The organism is Acidisoma sp. C75 (assembly GCF_054665095.1).
Genome location: NZ_BAAFHD010000006.1, coordinates 44612 through 60396, shown reverse-complemented (window position 1 = coordinate 60396; position 15785 = coordinate 44612). Strand labels below are relative to the sequence as shown.

Genomic DNA, 15785 nt, shown 5'->3' with positions numbered 1-15785 from the left:
ATGCCGAAGGATGAAAGCCAGCCCGGCCTGCCGCTGCCCGCACCTCCCTCCGCCGCCGATGCGCGGGCCCGGGCGAGCCGCGCGCAGCGCATCGCGGCCGATCCTGCCCTTTCCACCTTCGTCGCCGCATCCGCCGGCTCGGGCAAGACCAAGCTGCTGACCGACCGGCTGCTCCGCCTCATGCTCGCGGGCGTCGATCCCGGGCGCATCCTCTGCCTCACCTATACCCGCAACGGCGCGGCCGAGATGGCGCTCCGGCTGCAGGATCGGCTCGGCCGCTGGGTCAGCCTGCCGGATGGCGCGCTCGATGCCGCGCTGGAGGAGCTCGGCGTTACCCCGAGCGCGGCGCATCGTGCCCGCGCCCGCGCGCTCTTCGCGATCGTGCTCGATCTGCCTGGCGGCATGCGGATCGAGACAATCCACGCCTTCTGCCAATCCCTCCTCCGCCGCTTTCCTCTGGAAGCAGGCCTCTCGCCGCATTTCCGCCTCGAGGAGGACCGCGATGCGGCACTCGGCCTGCGCGAGGCGGTGGAGCGGGTGCTCGCCCGGGTCGAGGATGGCACGCCGCTGCACCAGGCGGTCGAGCTGCTGGCGAGCGAGGTCTCGGCTGCGACGCTGGATCAGATGCTCGCCCGGGCCGACCAGGCGCGCGAGAAGAGCGAGGCGCTGCTCGCGCGGCCGCCGGAGTGGCTGGAGGCGCGGCTGCGCCAACTGCTCGGCGCCACGCGCGATGCCGCGGTGCTGTGGCAGGAGGCGACGGCCGGGATGGACGCTCCCCGCCTGCGCGATGCCCTGGGCCTCTGCATGCGTGAGGGGTCCAAGACCGTCGCCGAGCGGGCGGTCAGCCTCCTCGATTGGCTGGCCGCACCAGAAGAGACCCGCCCCGCCCGCTGGCCGGCCTGGACCGCCGGCTTTTTCACCAAGGAGGAGGAACCCCGGGCGCGCGCCAAGCTCGTCAACGCCAAGCTCGATGCCGCGCACCCCGATCTCTGGCCGGTGCTGGAAGCCGAGCAACAGCGTATCGCAGCGCTGAACGAGGGTTTCGCCGCCGCCCGGCTCGCCGCCCTCGCCATCGCCTTCCTGCGCATCTGCCTGCCCGTGCTACACCAGCAGGCGGGGCGGCGGCAGGCGGAAGGGCTGATGGATTACGGCAGCCTCATCCTGCGTTCCAACGATCTGCTGCGCGATCCGGGCGCCGCCTGGGTGCTGTTCAAGCTCGACCACGGGCTCGACCATCTGCTGCTGGACGAGGTGCAGGATACCGCGCCCTCGCAATGGACCATCGCCGGCAGCCTGACGGCGGAATTCTTCGCCGGCCTCGGCGCGCGGGATGCGGCCGGCACCAGCACCCGCACCGTCTTCGCGGTCGGGGACCGCAAGCAGTCGATCTTCGGCTTCCAGGGCGCCGATCTCCGCTCCTTCGACGATTGGCGGGCGCGGCTGCGCGCCCAGGTGCAGGCAGCGGGGCTTGGCTGGCACGATGGCGCGCTCGATGTCTCCTTCCGCTCCGCGACCCCCGTGCTGCAACTGGTTGACGCCGTCTTCGCCGATCCCGAAGCGGCGCGCGGCGTGGTGGAGCCGGGGGGCCTGCCGCTCGCCCACCTCTCGGCGCGGCCCGAGGATGCGGGCGCGGTGGAACTCTGGCCGCTCATCCCACGGGAGGAAACACCCGAGCCCGAGGCCTGGACGATCCCGCAGGCCAATCTCGGCCAGGTCTCCGCCCCCGCCCGCCTCGCCCGCCAGCTCGCCCTATGGATCGCGCGGCTGACGGACGACACAACCCTGCTCGAAAGTCAGGGCCGCCCGGTCTCGGCCGGCGATATCCTCATCCTTCTGCAGCGCCGCGCGCCGCTCGCGCCCATGCTGGTGCGGGAACTGAAAGCGGCGGGCGTCGCCGTCGCCGGGCTCGACCGGCTGGCACTGACCGAGCAGCCGGCGGTGCAGGATCTCATGGCCCTTGCCGACAGCCTGTTGCTGCCGGAGGACGATCTCTCCTTCGCCTGCTGGCTGACGAGCCCTTTGGGCAACCTCTCCGATGCGAGCCTGATGGCGCTGGCCGCCGGGCGGGCGGAGCGGCATCTGGTGGAAAGCCTCCGCCGCCGCGCGGCCGAGCGGGCGGACTGGTCCGCCGCCTGGGGCTTCTTCGCGGCCTTGCAGGCCAAGGTCGATTTCACCCCGCCCTATGCGCTGCTCTCCCAGGCGCTCGGCCCGCTCGGCGGACGGGCGCGGCTCTTCGCCCGGCTTGGCCCGGAAGCGGCGGAGCCGGTGGACGAACTGCTCCAGGCCGCGCTTACCCATGCCGCGAGCCATCCGCCCTCGCTGCAAAGCTTCCTGCACTGGCTGCGGCAATCCTCGGCCGAGGCGAAGCGCGAGCCGGAGGCGGCGGGGGATGCCGTGCGCATCATGACGGTCCATGCCTCCAAGGGCTTGCAGGCGCCGATCGTCATCCTCGCCGATGCCGCGCGGCCGCCGGGCGGGGACCGCGAACCCCTGCTCTGGCTACGCGACGGGGAGAGCGGCATCGAGATCCCCATCCCGCTACCCGCCAAGGCCGACCAGTGCGCGGCGAGCGAGACAGTGCAGGCGCAGTTGCGGGCGGAGCGGCAGGAGGAACATCATCGCCTGCTCTACGTGGCGCTCACCCGCGCCGAGGACCGCCTCATCCTCTGCGGCTGGGAAGCCGGCCGCGGTGGCGCGCGAGGGGGCACGCCGAGCTGGTATGAGCTGGCCGAGCGCGGCTTCGCGCGCCTCGGCGCCGAGATGCAGCCCGCCGGCGAGGGCAGCACCTTCCCACCGGCGCGGCGGCTGATCGCCTCGCCCCAGCGGCGCCCGCCGCCCAGCCGCACGCGGGGGCGGACCACGGAAGCGCCGGCCCCGCCCGCCTGGCTCGGCTTCGGGCTCGGGCTCAGTGCGGGAGGCAGCCCAAGGCCGCCCGCCGCTGAACCCGCCCGCCCCCGCCCCCTCGCGCCAAGCCGGCCGGAGGGTGCGCAATTCGGCCCGGTGCCGGCCGCCCTCTCGCCGCGCGCCGCCGGCGCCACGAACCTCTCCGACGGCCGTTCAGCCGCCGGCGGCCTCGCCCGTGGCGCCCTGCTGCATGCGCTGTTGCAGCATCTGCCGGATCTGCCGGTGGCCGAGCGGCAGGCAGCAGGCCTCGCCTTCCTGACCCGTGGCGGCATCGGCGCAATGGAGCAGCCGGAGGCCGAGGCGCTGCTCGAGCAATGCGCCGCTGTGCTCGCCCATCCCGCCCTCGCGCCCGCTTTCGCCCCTGGCAGCCGGGCGGAAGTGCCGGTAGCGGGGGAAGTCGGCGGCGTCATCGTCAATGGCGTCATCGACCGGCTGGCGGTGACGGAGGCGAGCGTCACCCTGCTCGACTTCAAGACCAATCGCCGGCCGCCGGCCGAGGCCGCCCGGGTGCCGCCGCTCTATCTCCGCCAGATGGCCGCCTATGCGGCGCTGCTGGGCGCGATCTTCCCCGGCCGCCAGATCCAGGCGGCACTCGTCTGGACCGAGACGGCGAGCGTGATGCCCCTGCCCGCCCCGCTGCTCGCGGCTCACGCGCCGGGGGCAGCCACGCTCTCCAGAAACTGATCGAGCGCCCGGCTCAGCCAGCCGAGATCATCCCCCGCGGGGAACCAGGCGGCGCGCGCTGCGGCCAGGTCTTCCGGCCCGCGCAGAAATTCGATGCTTTCCGGCAAACCCGGCGCCGGCAGGTGCAGCGGCAGGCAGCGCGGATAATCCCGCACCCGCCATTCTGGCCGATGGGTGGTGAAGAAGGCGAGGCAAGGCACGTCGAAGGCATCGGCCAGGTGCAGGATGGCCGTATCGGTGGAGATGATCCCCCGCGCGCCGGCGACGAGGGCGCAGAGTTCCTCGATCCGCGAAACCCAGGGCGCGGCGATGGCGCCGGCCAGTGGCTCCCCCTGCGTCACCACCGGGCCTGCGCCGCGCCGCGTGAGTTGCTCCGCAATCGCCGCATGCACCACCTCCGGCATATCCCGGAGCGCTATCGAGGCTTGCGGGCAGAGCAGAACATAGGCCGGCGGCAGGCCAAGCCCGGGCAGGCGTGGCAGCCGGGGGGCGAGCCAGCGGTTGCGCTTGAGATCGGCCGGCACCGATTCGGGGGCGATGCCGAGCCGGGCCAGGAAGAAATCGATCATCGAGACGCGGGCGAAGCGCGGATCGAAGGCGAAATCCCGGATATCGATAAGGCGGCCGGCGCGCGGCGCCTCCTCCATCGGCATCACCTTGGCGAGATCGTCGATGAGGCCGTAAAGCTGCGGCACCAGCGGCTTCTCCGGCGGCTCTCGCCGGCCAAGCACCACCCGCCCGGTGATATGGCCGAGGGTGCGGGCCGCGGACAGCGCCTGCAGGCCGATAATGCCATCCCCGAGGCTGAGGCCGAAGCCATTCAGAATTGTCGTGACTGTCGTTTGCTGTGCCATGGGCACAACAGATACGCGGCTCGATCAGCTTGCGGGAAGCCAGCGGATGGCCCAACTTCGCCATAACTGTTCCATCACCGCGCCGTGAGGCTCGGTTTTATCGTGAGGTCTCCCATGGCTGCCAACACCAAGACCGTGACGGATGCGAGCTTCGATACAGACGTGCTGAACGCTCCCGGCCCCGTGGTCGTCGACTTCTGGGCCGAATGGTGCGGCCCCTGCCGCGCGATCTCTCCGGCGCTTGAAGAAATCTCGGCCGAATATGCCGGCAAGCTCACCATTGCCAAGGTGAATATCGACGAGAACCCGCAGACGCCGGGCAAATACGCCGTGCGCGGTATCCCGACGCTGATCCTCTTCAAGGACGGCAAGGCCGCCGCGACGCAGGTCGGCGCCGCGCCGAAGAGCGTGCTCAAGGCCTGGATCGACCGTAGCATCTGAAGGCAAGCCGCGCATGGCGACCCGCGACCCCCTCATCCGCGTCATCGCCATGCCGGCGGATACCAACCCCGCCGGAGATATCTTCGGCGGGTGGCTGCTGGCACAGATGGATCTGGCTGCCGGCAATCTCGCCCATCGCGTCGCCCGCGGCCGCTGCGCGACCGTCGCGGTCGATGCGATGACCTTCCTCGCCCCCGTGCATGTGGGGGATGAGGTCAGTGTCTATGCCGAACTGCTCTCGGTCGGCCGCACCTCGATGAAGATCACCGTGGAAGCGGAACGCCGCACGCGCGACCAGGAGGAGACGGTACTCGTCACCAAGGCGGTCTTCACCTTCGTGGCGCTCGATGAAGACCGCAGGCCGCGACCGATCGAGATGAAGGAAGCCTGATCCCGCCTTCGCGCGGAGGTTACAGCGCCCCTGCGGCTCACGCCGCGCACCAGCGGCGCAGCCCATCAAGCGTGCTGAACTGCGCCGCCGCGTAGCTCTGCGCGCCGCCGGCCATCTGGGCGAGCGCCGCACCGGGCCCAAGGTCGAGTATCCGGTCGCAGCCGAGTTCCCCCAGCGCTTGCATAGTCTCCGCCCAGTCGATCGGGCGGGCCACTTGGGAAGCGAGCCGCGGCAAGGCTGCCTCCACGCGAAAAATCCTTGCTCCGCCGCTGCCTGCGAGCAGCCACCGCCCCGCATCCGGGTCACGCGGCCGGCTTGCCGCGAGGGCCGCCGTGAAGGGCTCGATCGCGGCATCGAGCAGGCACGTGTGTGCCGCGATCCGCACCGCGAGCGGGGCGGCCCGCTCGGCACCTCCAGCCTCAGCCTCGGCACAGAGGGCCGCGATCGCCTCCTCTGGGCCGCCGACCACGAAGAGCCGGCCGGGATTGCGGATCGCGATGGCACAACCGCGCGCTGCGGCCATGGCGGCAAGCCGCCCTTCCGGCAGGCCTCGCACATAGGCAAGGCGGCCAGGCACGGACGCCGCCGCCGTCATCGCCTCGGCCCGCGCCGCGGTCAGCCGCAAGGCCCGCTCCGCATCCCAGACACCGGCAATGCTCCAGGCCGCCATTTCCCCCACGCTATAGCCGAGAACAGCGCAACATTCGGGCAGCGCATCGGCGAGCGCGGCATGGAGGGCGAGGCTCGCCGTGACGGTCAGGATCTGGCTGAGGCGGTTGTCGGTGAGCTGATCCGCCGCCTCCGCCCGCACCAGGCCGCGCGGATCCTGGCCGAGCAGCCCGGCGGCTGCGGCGAAGATCGGCGCGGCAGCCGGGCTGCCGGCGGCAAGGTCGAAGATGCCGGGGCCGAGGCGCCCCTGCCCGCCGCAGAGCAGCGCCAGCATCAGCCCGGCTCCGTCATGTCGAGAAAGAGGGTGATGGCGAGCAGATCAGCCGAGCCCCCCGGGCTGAGGTTGCGGGCGGAGAAGCGGCGGTGCAGCCCCTCGGCGGCCTGCCGCCAGCCGGGTGCGCCTACGCCGCCCCGCGCCAGGAAGGCAGCCGCGCCATCCTGGGCGAAACGCAGGCCGGCAGCGCCCCCGCGATGCAGCAGGTTGGTATCCTCAACCTGCGCGATCAGCGCAATGCAAGCCTGCACCCGCGCTGCCTCGGCATCTTCCGGCAGGCGCGCGCGGGCGGCGCGGAGCGCCGGCAGGCCGATGCCATAGGCGGAGGGAAAGCCCGCCGCCGCTTCCGCCCGTGCACCCCCCACCCGATAGCGCCGGCAAGCCATGGCGCCATGGCTGCCGGGGTTCGTCGGTGCTTGGGCGATCTCGGCCCCCCAGCGGCCGGCGACCAGCGGGCCGAGGCGGCCTCGCCATCCTTGAGCCGCACTGAGCCCCGCAGCAGCCACGAGCAGGCCGAGGCCGAAAATCGCCCCGCGATGGGTATTCACCCCTGCGGTTTCGGCCAGCATCGCCGCTTCCGCCGCCAGCCCGATGCGGCGAAGTTCCGCCATCCCGGCATCGCGCGCGCCGGCGGTTGCCAGGGCCAGGAAGAAAGGCTCCAGCACCGCCGCGCTCCGCCGCAGAAGATCGGCATCCATGTCCCGATGCGCGCCGCGATCGCGATGGCTGACGAGGCCGGGCTTGGGATGGGTTTCGACTTCCAGGACCAGGGCGGCGCGGGCAAGCGCGCCGAACTGGCTTGCCCGCGCCTCGGCCGCCGTCGCCTGCGTGAGCAGCGCCCCGCTCACCGCCTGCCCTCGCAGAAGGTAGCGCGGGCGATGAGGGCAACGCCCCCCTTGTCACCCTTCACCGCCACCGGATCGGCGCGCCGCAACTCGCGCCATTGCACGCCACCCCAGGGCCCCAGCACCTCGCCATCGATCCGCATCGGCGCCGCCGCGGCGATCCGCGCGATGCCATCCAGCATGACCAGCGGCGCGGGCGGCAGGTCCCAGAGCAGGTCGAGATCGGAGGTCGGCGCCAGATAGGCGAGCCCGGTGACATGCTGCCAGGCGAGGCTGCCGAAGCACCGCACCCCGGGCGTGAGCGCGAGGAGTGCCGCGATCGCCGGCTGCCAGGCGGGCGGCGCCGCATCCCGTGCAGCCGCGAGCGGCGGGGGCGGCCCGATCGCCGCCACCTCCGCCCGGCGCAACCCAAGCGCGATGCGCCGCTTGCCGGCGGCGGGCGGCAGCGGCAGGCCGAGCGGAATCGCCCCCACGGCGGCGGCATCGGCTTCGCCCTCGTCCCGCCTGCGCACCACCAGCGGCCAGCGATGGAGCGGCCAGAGGCGCAGCACCGGATCATGCGCGAAATCCGGCAGGGCGGCGGTGAGGGACGCCCAACCGGCGGCCGAGGGCGTCACCAGATCATGCCGTCGGCACATCGCCCGTCAGCTGCGCGGCGGGCTGCCGGGCGGCAGGCTACTGGGCGGCAGGCTACTGGGCGGCGGGCTCGGCACCTGGCTGGGCGGCGCGGCCTGGGGCGGGGCTTGCAGCAGCCGCTGCACCCGCTCGGCGATCGCCGCCGCCTTCGCCCGCCCGCCTCGTTCGGCGCCAAGTTGCGCGCGCCTATCCGGCCCGGCCGGCTCCTCCAGCGCCGCCAACACCCCTTGGGCGAGAGCTCCCGGATCGAGCGTCGCCCGGATGCCGCCGGTGAGCGCCAGATTGTCGAGCCCCGGTGCGAAAACCGGGGTGCGGCGCGCCATCTCTTCGAGCGTCTCGACCGAGAGTTTCGTCACCCGCGCCATGGAGGGCAGATCCATCACCGCCGGATGCGCGCCGGGCACCGCGAGCAGCGTTTCGCAGGCAAGCGCGGTGGCGATGAAGGCGCCGGCGGCGCTGCCGCCATAGAGCAAGCCGATGGTGCGATGCCCCGCATCCTGTACCAGCAGCAGCGCCTTGGCGAGATGCGCGAGATATTCGTAGAGGCCCATCAGCTCGTCATGCCGGCTCATGCGCTGGCTGGCGCTGTCAATCAGCACCAGGATCGGCGCATCGCCCCCGCCGCGGATCACGCCAAGCACCTCCTCGGCGAGGGCGAGCGCCCCCTCCGCCCCGAGGGGTATCGCGTCGGCAAGACCGATGACCCGGATGCCGCGGACGCCGCCGAGCGCGCCTTCGCCGCGCAGCAGCCCATCCTCCGCGCGCACCGCATGGCCCGCCGGGAAAAGGGCCGCGAGGATCTCAGCGAGCGTCATCGGCACGCTCCCGCCTGCCCTCGGCGAGGCTGAGGAAAGACCCAGCGCCGAGGCCGGGCACCGCCTCGGGCGCCGGGATGCCGAGCGACTGCCAGACCTCCCGCCCGTCCCGTGCCTGGCCGAAACGCCGCAGCCGCGCGGCGAGGCGCGCCTGCTCCGCCTCCAGTACGGCGAGGCTGAGCGGGTGCCTCCGGCCGAGTTCGGCGATCGCGGCGGCGCGGAAGGCTGCCGGATCATCATCGACGAAGACATCCGCCCCGCCTGTCAGATAGCGGTGCTTGCCACCCATGCTGCGCCAGACGAAGGCGCGATCCTTGGAGTCGAATTCCTCTACCCCGCGATGGGTCTCGATCACCTCCGGCCCGCTCACCGCGATCCGCCCGGGCTCGGAGACGATGAGGCGTGAACAGCACCCCGCGATGAGGCCGCCGCCGCCATAACAGCCGGCCCGGCCACCGATGAGGCCGAGCACCGTGCCCCCCGCCAGCCGCGTCTCGACGATGGCGCGCATCACCTCGGCTATCGCAAGCTCCCCGGCATTGGCCTCCTGCAGGCGTACGCCGCCGGTATCGAAGAGGATGAGCACGTCGCGCCCGAGATCGCGCGCCGCCCGCAGCAGGCCGAGCAGCTTGGCGCCATGCACTTCGCCAAAAGCGCCGCCCATGAAGCGGCCTTCTTGCGCCGCGATGAAAACCTCCCGCGCCGCGAGGCGGCCGCGGCCGATGACGATGCCATCGTCGAACTGCGCCGGAAGATCGAAGAACGACAGATGCGGCGAGATCTCGCGGCATTCGGGGCCGAGGATTTCCTCGAAGCTGGCAGGGTCGGCGAGGTCCGCGATGCGCTGCCGCGCCGTCGCCTCGAACCAGCTCAGCCCTTGGCTCGCTCCATGCGCACCGCTCACGCCTCCGCCTCCTCGATCATGCGCAAGCCCTGGGCCAGGCGCAGCGCCACCATGTCGGGCCGGGCGCCGGCATCGTTGATGGCGATCGCGAGGCCGCCCGCTCCGCGCCGCACGAAATCGGCGATCACCGCCTGCCAGACCGGCGCGAAGCCCCGCACCGGAGTCGCGACTTCGACAGTGCAGCGATCCGCCGGCCCCCGCCGTTCGACAAGCACTTCGAGATTGCCCGAGGCGACGACCCCGACGATCGCGACCGTGCGTCGGCCCTTGGCGGGGCTCGGCGCCGTGAGGGTGAAGGAGAGTTTTTCCATGCGCCTTCCCCTACCAGTTGCGGAAGCGGCTCGGCGGATCGTAAAGCCCGCCTGAGATCTGGACGAGATCCTTGATCGACCGCGCGGCGAGCAGCCGCCGGTCCGCATCGAGCGGATCGATGCCGAGATCCTCCGGCCGCTGGATAACCCGCCGGGCGCGCAGCGCCTCGACCATCCGCGCATCCCGCCCGCGCCCGATCTCGGTGTAGCCGGCAACCCCGCGGATGGCCTGCTCACGCTCGTGCCTGTCGCGGCAGAGGAGGAGGTTGGCGATCCCCTCTTCGGTCACGATATGCGTCACATCGTCGGCGTAGACCATCACCGGGGCGAGATCGAGCGCGAGCTTCTCGGCGAGTTGCAGCGCATCGAGCTTTTCGACGAAGAGCGGGACATTCCTTTCCCCAAAGGTCTCGCCGATCTGCACCACGAGCTTGCGGCCGCGGCGAAGCGGCGCGGGGGAAAGAGGATCGGCCTCAGCCCCGGCGCGCAGCCATGGCGCGCTCGGGTGGCGCCTGCCATGCGGGTCGGAGCCCATGTTCGGCGCACCGCCGAAGCCCGCGATGCGGTTCGCCGTCACGGTCGAGCTATGGCCTTCGAGGTCGATCTGCAGCGTCGCGCCGATGAACATGTCGCAGGCGTAGAGCCCGGCCGTCTGGCAGAAGGCGCGGTTGGAGCGGAGCGAGCCATCCGGGCCGGTGAAGAAGATATCCGGCCGCGCCGCCACATATTCCTCCATGCCGACCTCGGAGCCGAAGCAATGCACCTGGCTCACCCAGCCGGCTTCGATCGCCGGGATCAGCGTCGGATGCGGGTTGAGCGCGAAATGCGTGCAGATCTGGCCGCGCAGGCCGAGCCGCTCGCCATAGGTGGGCAGCAGCAATTCGATCGCCGCCGTGTTGAAGCCGATGCCGTGGTTGAGCCGGCGCACGCCATAAGGGGCGTAGATGCCCTTGAGCGCGATCATCGCGGTGAGGATCTGCGTCTCGGTAATCGCCGCCGGATCGCGGGTAAAGAGCGGCTCGACATAGAAGGGCTTGCCCGCGGCGACCACGAAATGCACCTGGTCCCCAGGGATATCCACGCGCGGCACCCGCTCCACGATCTCGGCCACCTGGGCGATCACCAGCCCACCCTTGAAGCTCGTTGCCTCAACGATCGTCGGCGTATCCTCGGTATTCGGCCCGGTATAGAGGTTGCCCGCGCGATCCGCCGAGACGGCGGCGATCAGCGCCACCTGGGGCGTGAGGTCGATGAAGTAGCGGCCGAAGAGTTCGAGATAGGTATGGACGGCGCCAAGCTCGATCTGCCCGGCGAAGAGCATGCGGGCGATGCGCGCCGCCTGCGGGCCGGAATAGGAATAGTCGAGCCGCCGGGCGATGCCCTTGTCGAAGAGATCGAGATGCTCGGGCAGTACCACGCCCGATTGCACCATGTGCAGATCATGCACCCGGGCGGGATCGACCTCGGCGAGCGCGCGGGCCAGCAGATCGGCCTGCTTCTGATTATCCCCCTCGATGCAGACCCGATCCCCCGGCCGCACCACCGCTTCGAGGAAGGGGCGGAGTGCTGCGGGAGGGACGGACTTGCCTTCGGCATAGGCTGCACCCGCGGCCAGCCGTTCGCTGAGGGCCGCGCGGCTTCGCGTCCAATCGGGCATGCGCAAGCTCCCCCCTCCTTCCGTCCCGGGCCCGCGGGGGTCAACCGGTCCGCGCCCCACCCGCCGTCGGATAGCGAGCCTGAGGTTGGCACAGCTTGGCCGCCCCTCAAAATCCGCCGGGCGGCACCACGAAGCGGCGCGCAGCCGGGCGCCCGGCTGCGGTGATCTCGGCATCGAGGGCTGCGAGAAAGCGGGAGCGATGCTCCTTCGTGAGCGACGCCGGCCCGCGGGTATCGACGCCCATCGAGCGCAGATGCTCGGCGACGGCACGGCCGGCGAGGGCGGAGCCGATATTATCCGTGGTCCAGACATGGCCGCGTGGCGAAAGCGCCCGCCCGCCACGCTCAAGACAGCGGGAGGCGAGCGGAATATCGGCGGTGATGCAGATATCGCCGGGGCCGATACGCTCGGCGATCCAATCATCCGCCGCATCGGGCCCTTCAGGCACCAGGATCAGCGAAACCCCCGGCCGCCCCGAGGGGCGCATCGGCCGCGACCCGTTGGCGACGACGAAGACCGCAAGCCCCCGCCGCTCCGCCACGCGATAGACCTCTTCCCGCACCGGGCAGGCATCGCCATCCACGTAAAGAACCGTCATGCGCCCTTGGTTAGCCGAAGGCTCAGGCGGCCGCCACCTGCATCTCGCCGAGATAGGCTTCGCGGATCTGCTCGTTCTCGCGCAGCTCCGCGGCGGGGCCGGAGAGCACCACCTGGCCGGTTTGCAGCACATAGGCGCGATGGGCGATGGAGAGCGCCATGGCGGCGTTCTGCTCCACCATGAAGATCGTGACACCCTGGCGGTTGATCTGCTGGATGATCTCGAAGGTCTGCTCCACATAGAGCGGCGACAGCCCCATCGAAGGCTCGTCCATGCAGATGAGCTTGGGCCGCGCCATCAGCGCCCGGCCGATCGCCACCATCTGCTGCTCGCCGCCCGACAGCGTGCCGGCAAGCTGGTCACGCCGCTCCTTGACGCGGGGGAAGAGCGTATAGACGCGCTCCAGATCGGCATCGAGATCGGCGCCGCGCTTGCGCGTGAAGGCACCCATTTCGAGATTCTCGAACACCGTCATGCGCGGAAACAGTCGGCGCGCTTCCAGCACCGGAGCGATGCCGCGCTTGACGCGCTCAGCGGTTGGCAGCCGGTCGATCCGCTCGCCCTCGAAGATCACCTCGCCCGAGGTCGGCCGCACGATGCCCATGATCGTCTTCATGGTGGTCGATTTGCCGCAGGCATTGCCGCCGAGCAGGCAGATGATCTCGCCCGAACCGAGGTTGTAGTTGACGTTCTTCAGAACGTGCAGATCGCCGTAGTAGGTATTGACGTTGCGGAACTCAAGCATGGGCGGCGGCCCCCCGGCCGAGATAGGCTTCCAGAACCTGTTCGTTGCGCCGCACCTCGTCCGGCAGACCCTCGGTGAGCTTCTCGCCATGATCGAGGACGATCACCTTGTCGGCGATGCGGGTTACCACGTCGAGCTTGTGCTCGATGATGAGCACGGTGAGGCCAAGGGCATGCAGCCCCTTGATCTGCTCGGCGAGCTCGAGGCTTTCGGAGGTGTTCATCCCCGCCGTCGGCTCATCGAGCAGCAGCAGCTTCGGCTTGGAGGCGAGCGCACGGGAAATCTCCACCCGACGGCGGTTGGCGTAGGAGAGGCCCACCACCGTCTGGGTCAGGCGCGGCACCAGGCGGTTGCCGAAAACCTGGGCGATCTCGACAATCCAGGCGCGCGCCGCCTTTTCCTCGGGCAGAGAGTTGGGGGAGCGGAATACGGCGCTGAGCGGCCCCGCCTTGAGCCGCGCATGCTGGCCGACCATGATGTTCTCTGCAACCGTGAGGGTGCCGAACAGGCGGATATTCTGGAAGGTCCGCGCGATGCCGGCTTTAAGGATCTCGTGCGGCGGCAGACCGAGGATATCCCGGCCGTTGAAGAGAATGCTGCCCTCGCCCGCGCGGGTCAGGCCGGTGATGGTGTTGAAGAGGGTCGATTTGCCGGAGCCGTTCGGCCCGATCACGGCGACGACGCTGCCCTGCGGCACGGTGATGTTCACCTTGTTGAGCGCCACGAGGCCGCCGAAGCGCACGGTGAGATCGCGGATCTCCAGCATCGGCACATCACCCGGCCGCGCCTGATGCGGCACGGTGCCGAGCGCGGAGAGGCGCACATCCTCGGCCCGGATGCGGGTCTGCACCGTTGCGTGCTGCTGCTCGAAGGAAAGCGCGCGCTGGCGGCGGTTGGCGGGGATGAGGCCTTCCCGCCGATAGAGCATCATCAGCACCAGGATGATGCCGAAGATCAGCTCGCTCGCCTGGGTCAGATCGACCGAGCTCATCCAGTTGGAACCGACGGCATCGCCCAGCGCATTGACCCATTGTGTGAGGTCACCCAGGAACCAGGATTGCAGCAGTTGGAGCGCCACCGCGCCGAGCACCACGCCCCAGACGCTGCCGAGGCCGCCGAGCACCACCATGACGAGGATCATCACCGAGACCGGAAAGCCGAACATATCGGGCGTCGCGGTCTGCAGCTTAGCGACGTAGAAGGTGCCGGCCATGCCGGCGAAGCCCGCGCCCATGCCGAAGGCGAGAAGCTTGAAGCGCGTCAGGTCGATGCCCATGGCGCTCGCCGCGATCTCATCATCGCGGATCGCCATCCAGGCCCGGCCGATGCGGCTTTCGCGCAGCCGCGTGCTCGCGAAGATGAGGAAGGCGACGAGCCCGATGCCGACATAGTAATAGGGCGTCGCGTTGATGCCGAAATGATAGCTGAAGACGGTCGGCGCCGCGATGCCGTTGAGCCCGGCGGCGCCATTCGTCAGCCCCGTCCAGTTGCGTGCCACGATCGGCACGATCTCGCCAAAGCCGAGCGTTACGATGGCGAGATAATCACCCCGCAGCCGCAGCGTCGGCGCGCCGAAGAGGACACCGAAGAAGGCGGCGATGACGCCAGACAGCGGCAGCATGATCCAAAAAGAGACGGTGAAATGGACCAGCGCCTGGCCGTTCTGCACGATCTTGTGCACGAGGCCGAGGGCCTGGAACGGCATCCAGAAGCCGCTCCAGGCCGGGGTCAACTGCCAGGAGGTGAGCACGCCATAGGCATAGGCGCCGATCGCGAAGAAGGCGGCATAGCCGAGATCGAGCAGGCCGCAGAAGCCGACGACGACATTGAGGCCGAGAGCGAGCGCGGCATAGGCGGCGGCATTGGCGGCCGAATCGATATTCGCCTGATCGCCGGTGATGACGGGAAACAGCACGGCGAAGAGTGCCAGGGCGCAGATCGCCGCGACGCGGTTGCGCTGCTTGTCGAATGGCGCGGCGAGCCAGCGCCATTTGCCGGGCGGCGCCTCCACCGTATGCAGGGCGTTGGTATTCTCATGCCCCGGCTTGGCATCAGGGGGCGCGGTGGTCGTATCCATGATCCGTGCTCCTCTCTTCAGGACTTGGTGGGGGCGAGGCGGCCGAGCAGGCCCGCCGGCTTGAAGATCAGCACCAGCACCAGCAGCGAGAAGATGATCACATCGGCCCATTTCGCGCCGATATACTGGCCGGCCATCGCCTCGATGAGGCCGATGATGACGCCGCCCAGCATGGCGCCCGGGATATTGCCGATGCCGCCGAGCACGGCGGCGGTAAAGGCGCGCAAGCCGGAGGTGAAGCCGATGCCGAAATTGGTGAAGTTGTAGTAGAGGCCGAAGATGAATCCGGCCGCCCCGGCAAGCGCCGAGCCGAGGAAGAAGGCGGTCATGATGACACGGTTGACATCCACCCCCATCATCAGCGCCGCATCCGGATCCTGCGCCGTCGCCCGCATCGCCTTGCCGAGCTTGCTGCGCTGCACGAACAGATAGAGCCCGCCCATCAGCAGGGCGGAGAGCACCCAGATGATGATCTGGAACACGGTGATCGTCGCGGTGCCGATATGCAGTTTCACCGGCGGGATGGGGTTGGGGAAATTCTTGGTATTCGCGCCAGCGCCGAGCATCACCACGTTCGAGAGCACGTAGGAGACGCCGATCGTCGTGATCATCGCCATCGGCCCCTGCACCCCGCGGAGCGGACGGAGCGCCAGCCGTTCGATGCCGACGCCGAGCATACCGCAGAAGGCCATGGTGACCACGAGCGTTGCGAGCAACACAGCGACGAGCGGCAAACCGTGCATCAGGATGGACTGGCCGTTGAGCCCGAACAGGGTCAGAACGCCCATCGCCACGAAGGAGCCAATCATGAACACGTTGAAATGCGAGAAGTTGATCAGCTCCATGATGCCATAGACGATGGTGAAGCCGAGCGCGAGGAGGGCGTACATCGCGCCCAGGCTCATGCCGTTGACGAATTGCTGGATCAGAAGATCAAGAGACGACATTCATGATATTCCCGGCGGGGTGAAGGTTATCTG

At 69.9% G+C, this 15785-nt stretch carries 15 protein-coding genes; 3 read left to right on the top strand and 12 right to left on the bottom strand.

Annotated elements, in window-relative coordinates:
- Window positions 1–3588: a double-strand break repair helicase AddA gene (gene addA, locus ACYQ7X_RS09520; RefSeq protein WP_459696760.1), complete on the top strand. Its 3588-nt coding sequence runs from the start codon at window positions 1–3 to the stop codon at window positions 3586–3588.
- Here addA and ACYQ7X_RS09515 read toward each other — a convergent pair.
- Window positions 3552–4442: a glycosyltransferase family 9 protein gene (locus ACYQ7X_RS09515; RefSeq protein ID WP_459696759.1), complete on the bottom strand. Its 891-nt coding sequence runs from the start codon at window positions 4440–4442 to the stop codon at window positions 3552–3554. The two genes, addA and ACYQ7X_RS09515, sit on opposite strands and share 37 nt — an antisense overlap.
- Before the next feature lie 114 nt (window positions 4443–4556).
- On the opposite strand from ACYQ7X_RS09515, the gene trxA reads away from it, so the two are divergent.
- Both trxA and ACYQ7X_RS09505 read left to right on the top strand, forming a co-directional pair.
- Window positions 4557–4883, top strand: coding sequence for a thioredoxin TrxA (trxA, locus tag ACYQ7X_RS09510; RefSeq protein ID WP_459696758.1), 327 nt, complete (start codon window positions 4557–4559; stop codon window positions 4881–4883).
- Window positions 4884–4896: 13 nt separating this feature from the next.
- Window positions 4897–5274 carry an acyl-CoA thioesterase gene (locus ACYQ7X_RS09505; protein ID WP_459696757.1) on the top strand — a complete coding sequence of 126 codons (378 nt, stop codon included), beginning with the start codon at window positions 4897–4899 and terminating at the stop codon, window positions 5272–5274.
- Between the two features lie 37 nt (window positions 5275–5311).
- On the opposite strand, the gene ACYQ7X_RS09500 is transcribed toward ACYQ7X_RS09505, so the two are convergent.
- The 11 genes from ACYQ7X_RS09500 to ACYQ7X_RS09450 all read right to left on the bottom strand — a co-directional run bounded on the left by ACYQ7X_RS09500 (window position 5312) and on the right by ACYQ7X_RS09450 (window position 15752).
- On the bottom strand, window positions 5312–6217 hold the full coding sequence (locus tag ACYQ7X_RS09500) for an acyltransferase domain-containing protein (RefSeq protein ID WP_459696756.1): 906 nt from the start codon (window positions 6215–6217) through the stop codon (window positions 5312–5314).
- The gene (mdcB, locus tag ACYQ7X_RS09495) at window positions 6217–7065 is read right to left on the bottom strand and encodes a triphosphoribosyl-dephospho-CoA synthase MdcB (protein WP_459696755.1); all 849 of its coding nucleotides are present in this window, start codon (window positions 7063–7065) and stop codon (window positions 6217–6219) included. The genes ACYQ7X_RS09500 and mdcB overlap by 1 nt, the downstream gene beginning before the upstream one ends.
- Entirely contained in the window at window positions 7062–7700 is a 639-nt protein-coding gene (gene mdcG, locus ACYQ7X_RS09490; RefSeq protein ID WP_459696754.1) for a malonate decarboxylase holo-[acyl-carrier-protein] synthase, read from the bottom strand. The genes mdcB and mdcG overlap by 4 nt, the downstream gene beginning before the upstream one ends.
- Window positions 7701–7706: 6 nt before the next feature.
- Window positions 7707–8513, bottom strand: a complete 807-nt coding sequence (locus tag ACYQ7X_RS09485; protein ID WP_459696753.1) for a biotin-independent malonate decarboxylase subunit gamma — start codon at window positions 8511–8513, stop codon at window positions 7707–7709.
- Window positions 8500–9417, bottom strand: coding sequence for a biotin-independent malonate decarboxylase subunit beta (locus ACYQ7X_RS09480; protein WP_459696752.1), 918 nt, complete (start codon window positions 9415–9417; stop codon window positions 8500–8502). Before ACYQ7X_RS09480 ends, ACYQ7X_RS09485 begins: the two co-directional genes overlap by 14 nt.
- Complete coding sequence (gene mdcC / locus ACYQ7X_RS09475) at window positions 9414–9728, bottom strand: malonate decarboxylase acyl carrier protein (RefSeq protein ID WP_459696751.1); 315 nt, start codon at window positions 9726–9728, stop codon at window positions 9414–9416. Before mdcC ends, ACYQ7X_RS09480 begins: the two co-directional genes overlap by 4 nt.
- Window positions 9729–9738: 10 nt before the next feature.
- Window positions 9739–11385 carry a malonate decarboxylase subunit alpha gene (mdcA, locus tag ACYQ7X_RS09470; RefSeq protein ID WP_459696750.1) on the bottom strand — a complete coding sequence of 549 codons (1647 nt, stop codon included), beginning with the start codon at window positions 11383–11385 and terminating at the stop codon, window positions 9739–9741.
- Between the two features lie 106 nt (window positions 11386–11491).
- Complete coding sequence (locus tag ACYQ7X_RS09465; RefSeq protein WP_459696749.1) at window positions 11492–11983, bottom strand: YaiI/YqxD family protein; 492 nt, start codon at window positions 11981–11983, stop codon at window positions 11492–11494.
- Between the two features lie 22 nt (window positions 11984–12005).
- A complete protein-coding gene (locus tag ACYQ7X_RS09460; RefSeq protein ID WP_459696748.1) occupies window positions 12006–12728 on the bottom strand; it encodes an ABC transporter ATP-binding protein in 723 nt (240 codons plus the stop codon).
- On the bottom strand, window positions 12721–14805 hold the full coding sequence (locus tag ACYQ7X_RS09455) for a branched-chain amino acid ABC transporter ATP-binding protein/permease (protein WP_459696747.1): 2085 nt from the start codon (window positions 14803–14805) through the stop codon (window positions 12721–12723). The genes ACYQ7X_RS09460 and ACYQ7X_RS09455 overlap by 8 nt, the downstream gene beginning before the upstream one ends.
- A 17-nt stretch (window positions 14806–14822) precedes the next feature.
- Window positions 14823–15752: a branched-chain amino acid ABC transporter permease gene (locus ACYQ7X_RS09450; protein WP_459696746.1), complete on the bottom strand. Its 930-nt coding sequence runs from the start codon at window positions 15750–15752 to the stop codon at window positions 14823–14825.
- Window positions 15753–15785: the final 33 nt, after the last annotated feature.

What these genes read in the sequence shown, in the direction of transcription:
- addA (WP_459696760.1), top strand. Translation starts at nt 1, where the DNA reads ATGCCGAAGGATGAAAGCCAGCCCGGCCTGCCGCTGCCCGCACCTCCC.
- ACYQ7X_RS09515 (WP_459696759.1), bottom strand. Translation starts at nt 4,442, where the DNA reads ATGGCACAGCAAACGACAGTCACGACAATTCTGAATGGCTTCGGCCTC.
- trxA (WP_459696758.1), top strand. Translation starts at nt 4,557, where the DNA reads ATGGCTGCCAACACCAAGACCGTGACGGATGCGAGCTTCGATACAGAC.
- ACYQ7X_RS09505 (WP_459696757.1), top strand. Translation starts at nt 4,897, where the DNA reads ATGGCGACCCGCGACCCCCTCATCCGCGTCATCGCCATGCCGGCGGAT.
- ACYQ7X_RS09500 (WP_459696756.1), bottom strand. Translation starts at nt 6,217, where the DNA reads ATGCTGGCGCTGCTCTGCGGCGGGCAGGGGCGCCTCGGCCCCGGCATC.
- mdcG (WP_459696754.1), bottom strand. Translation starts at nt 7,700, where the DNA reads ATGTGCCGACGGCATGATCTGGTGACGCCCTCGGCCGCCGGTTGGGCG.
- ACYQ7X_RS09485 (WP_459696753.1), bottom strand. Translation starts at nt 8,513, where the DNA reads ATGACGCTCGCTGAGATCCTCGCGGCCCTTTTCCCGGCGGGCCATGCG.
- mdcC (WP_459696751.1), bottom strand. Translation starts at nt 9,728, where the DNA reads ATGGAAAAACTCTCCTTCACCCTCACGGCGCCGAGCCCCGCCAAGGGC.
- mdcA (WP_459696750.1), bottom strand. Translation starts at nt 11,385, where the DNA reads ATGCCCGATTGGACGCGAAGCCGCGCGGCCCTCAGCGAACGGCTGGCC.
- ACYQ7X_RS09465 (WP_459696749.1), bottom strand. Translation starts at nt 11,983, where the DNA reads ATGACGGTTCTTTACGTGGATGGCGATGCCTGCCCGGTGCGGGAAGAG.
- ACYQ7X_RS09460 (WP_459696748.1), bottom strand. Translation starts at nt 12,728, where the DNA reads ATGCTTGAGTTCCGCAACGTCAATACCTACTACGGCGATCTGCACGTT.
- ACYQ7X_RS09455 (WP_459696747.1), bottom strand. Translation starts at nt 14,805, where the DNA reads ATGGATACGACCACCGCGCCCCCTGATGCCAAGCCGGGGCATGAGAAT.
- ACYQ7X_RS09450 (WP_459696746.1), bottom strand. Translation starts at nt 15,752, where the DNA reads ATGTCGTCTCTTGATCTTCTGATCCAGCAATTCGTCAACGGCATGAGC.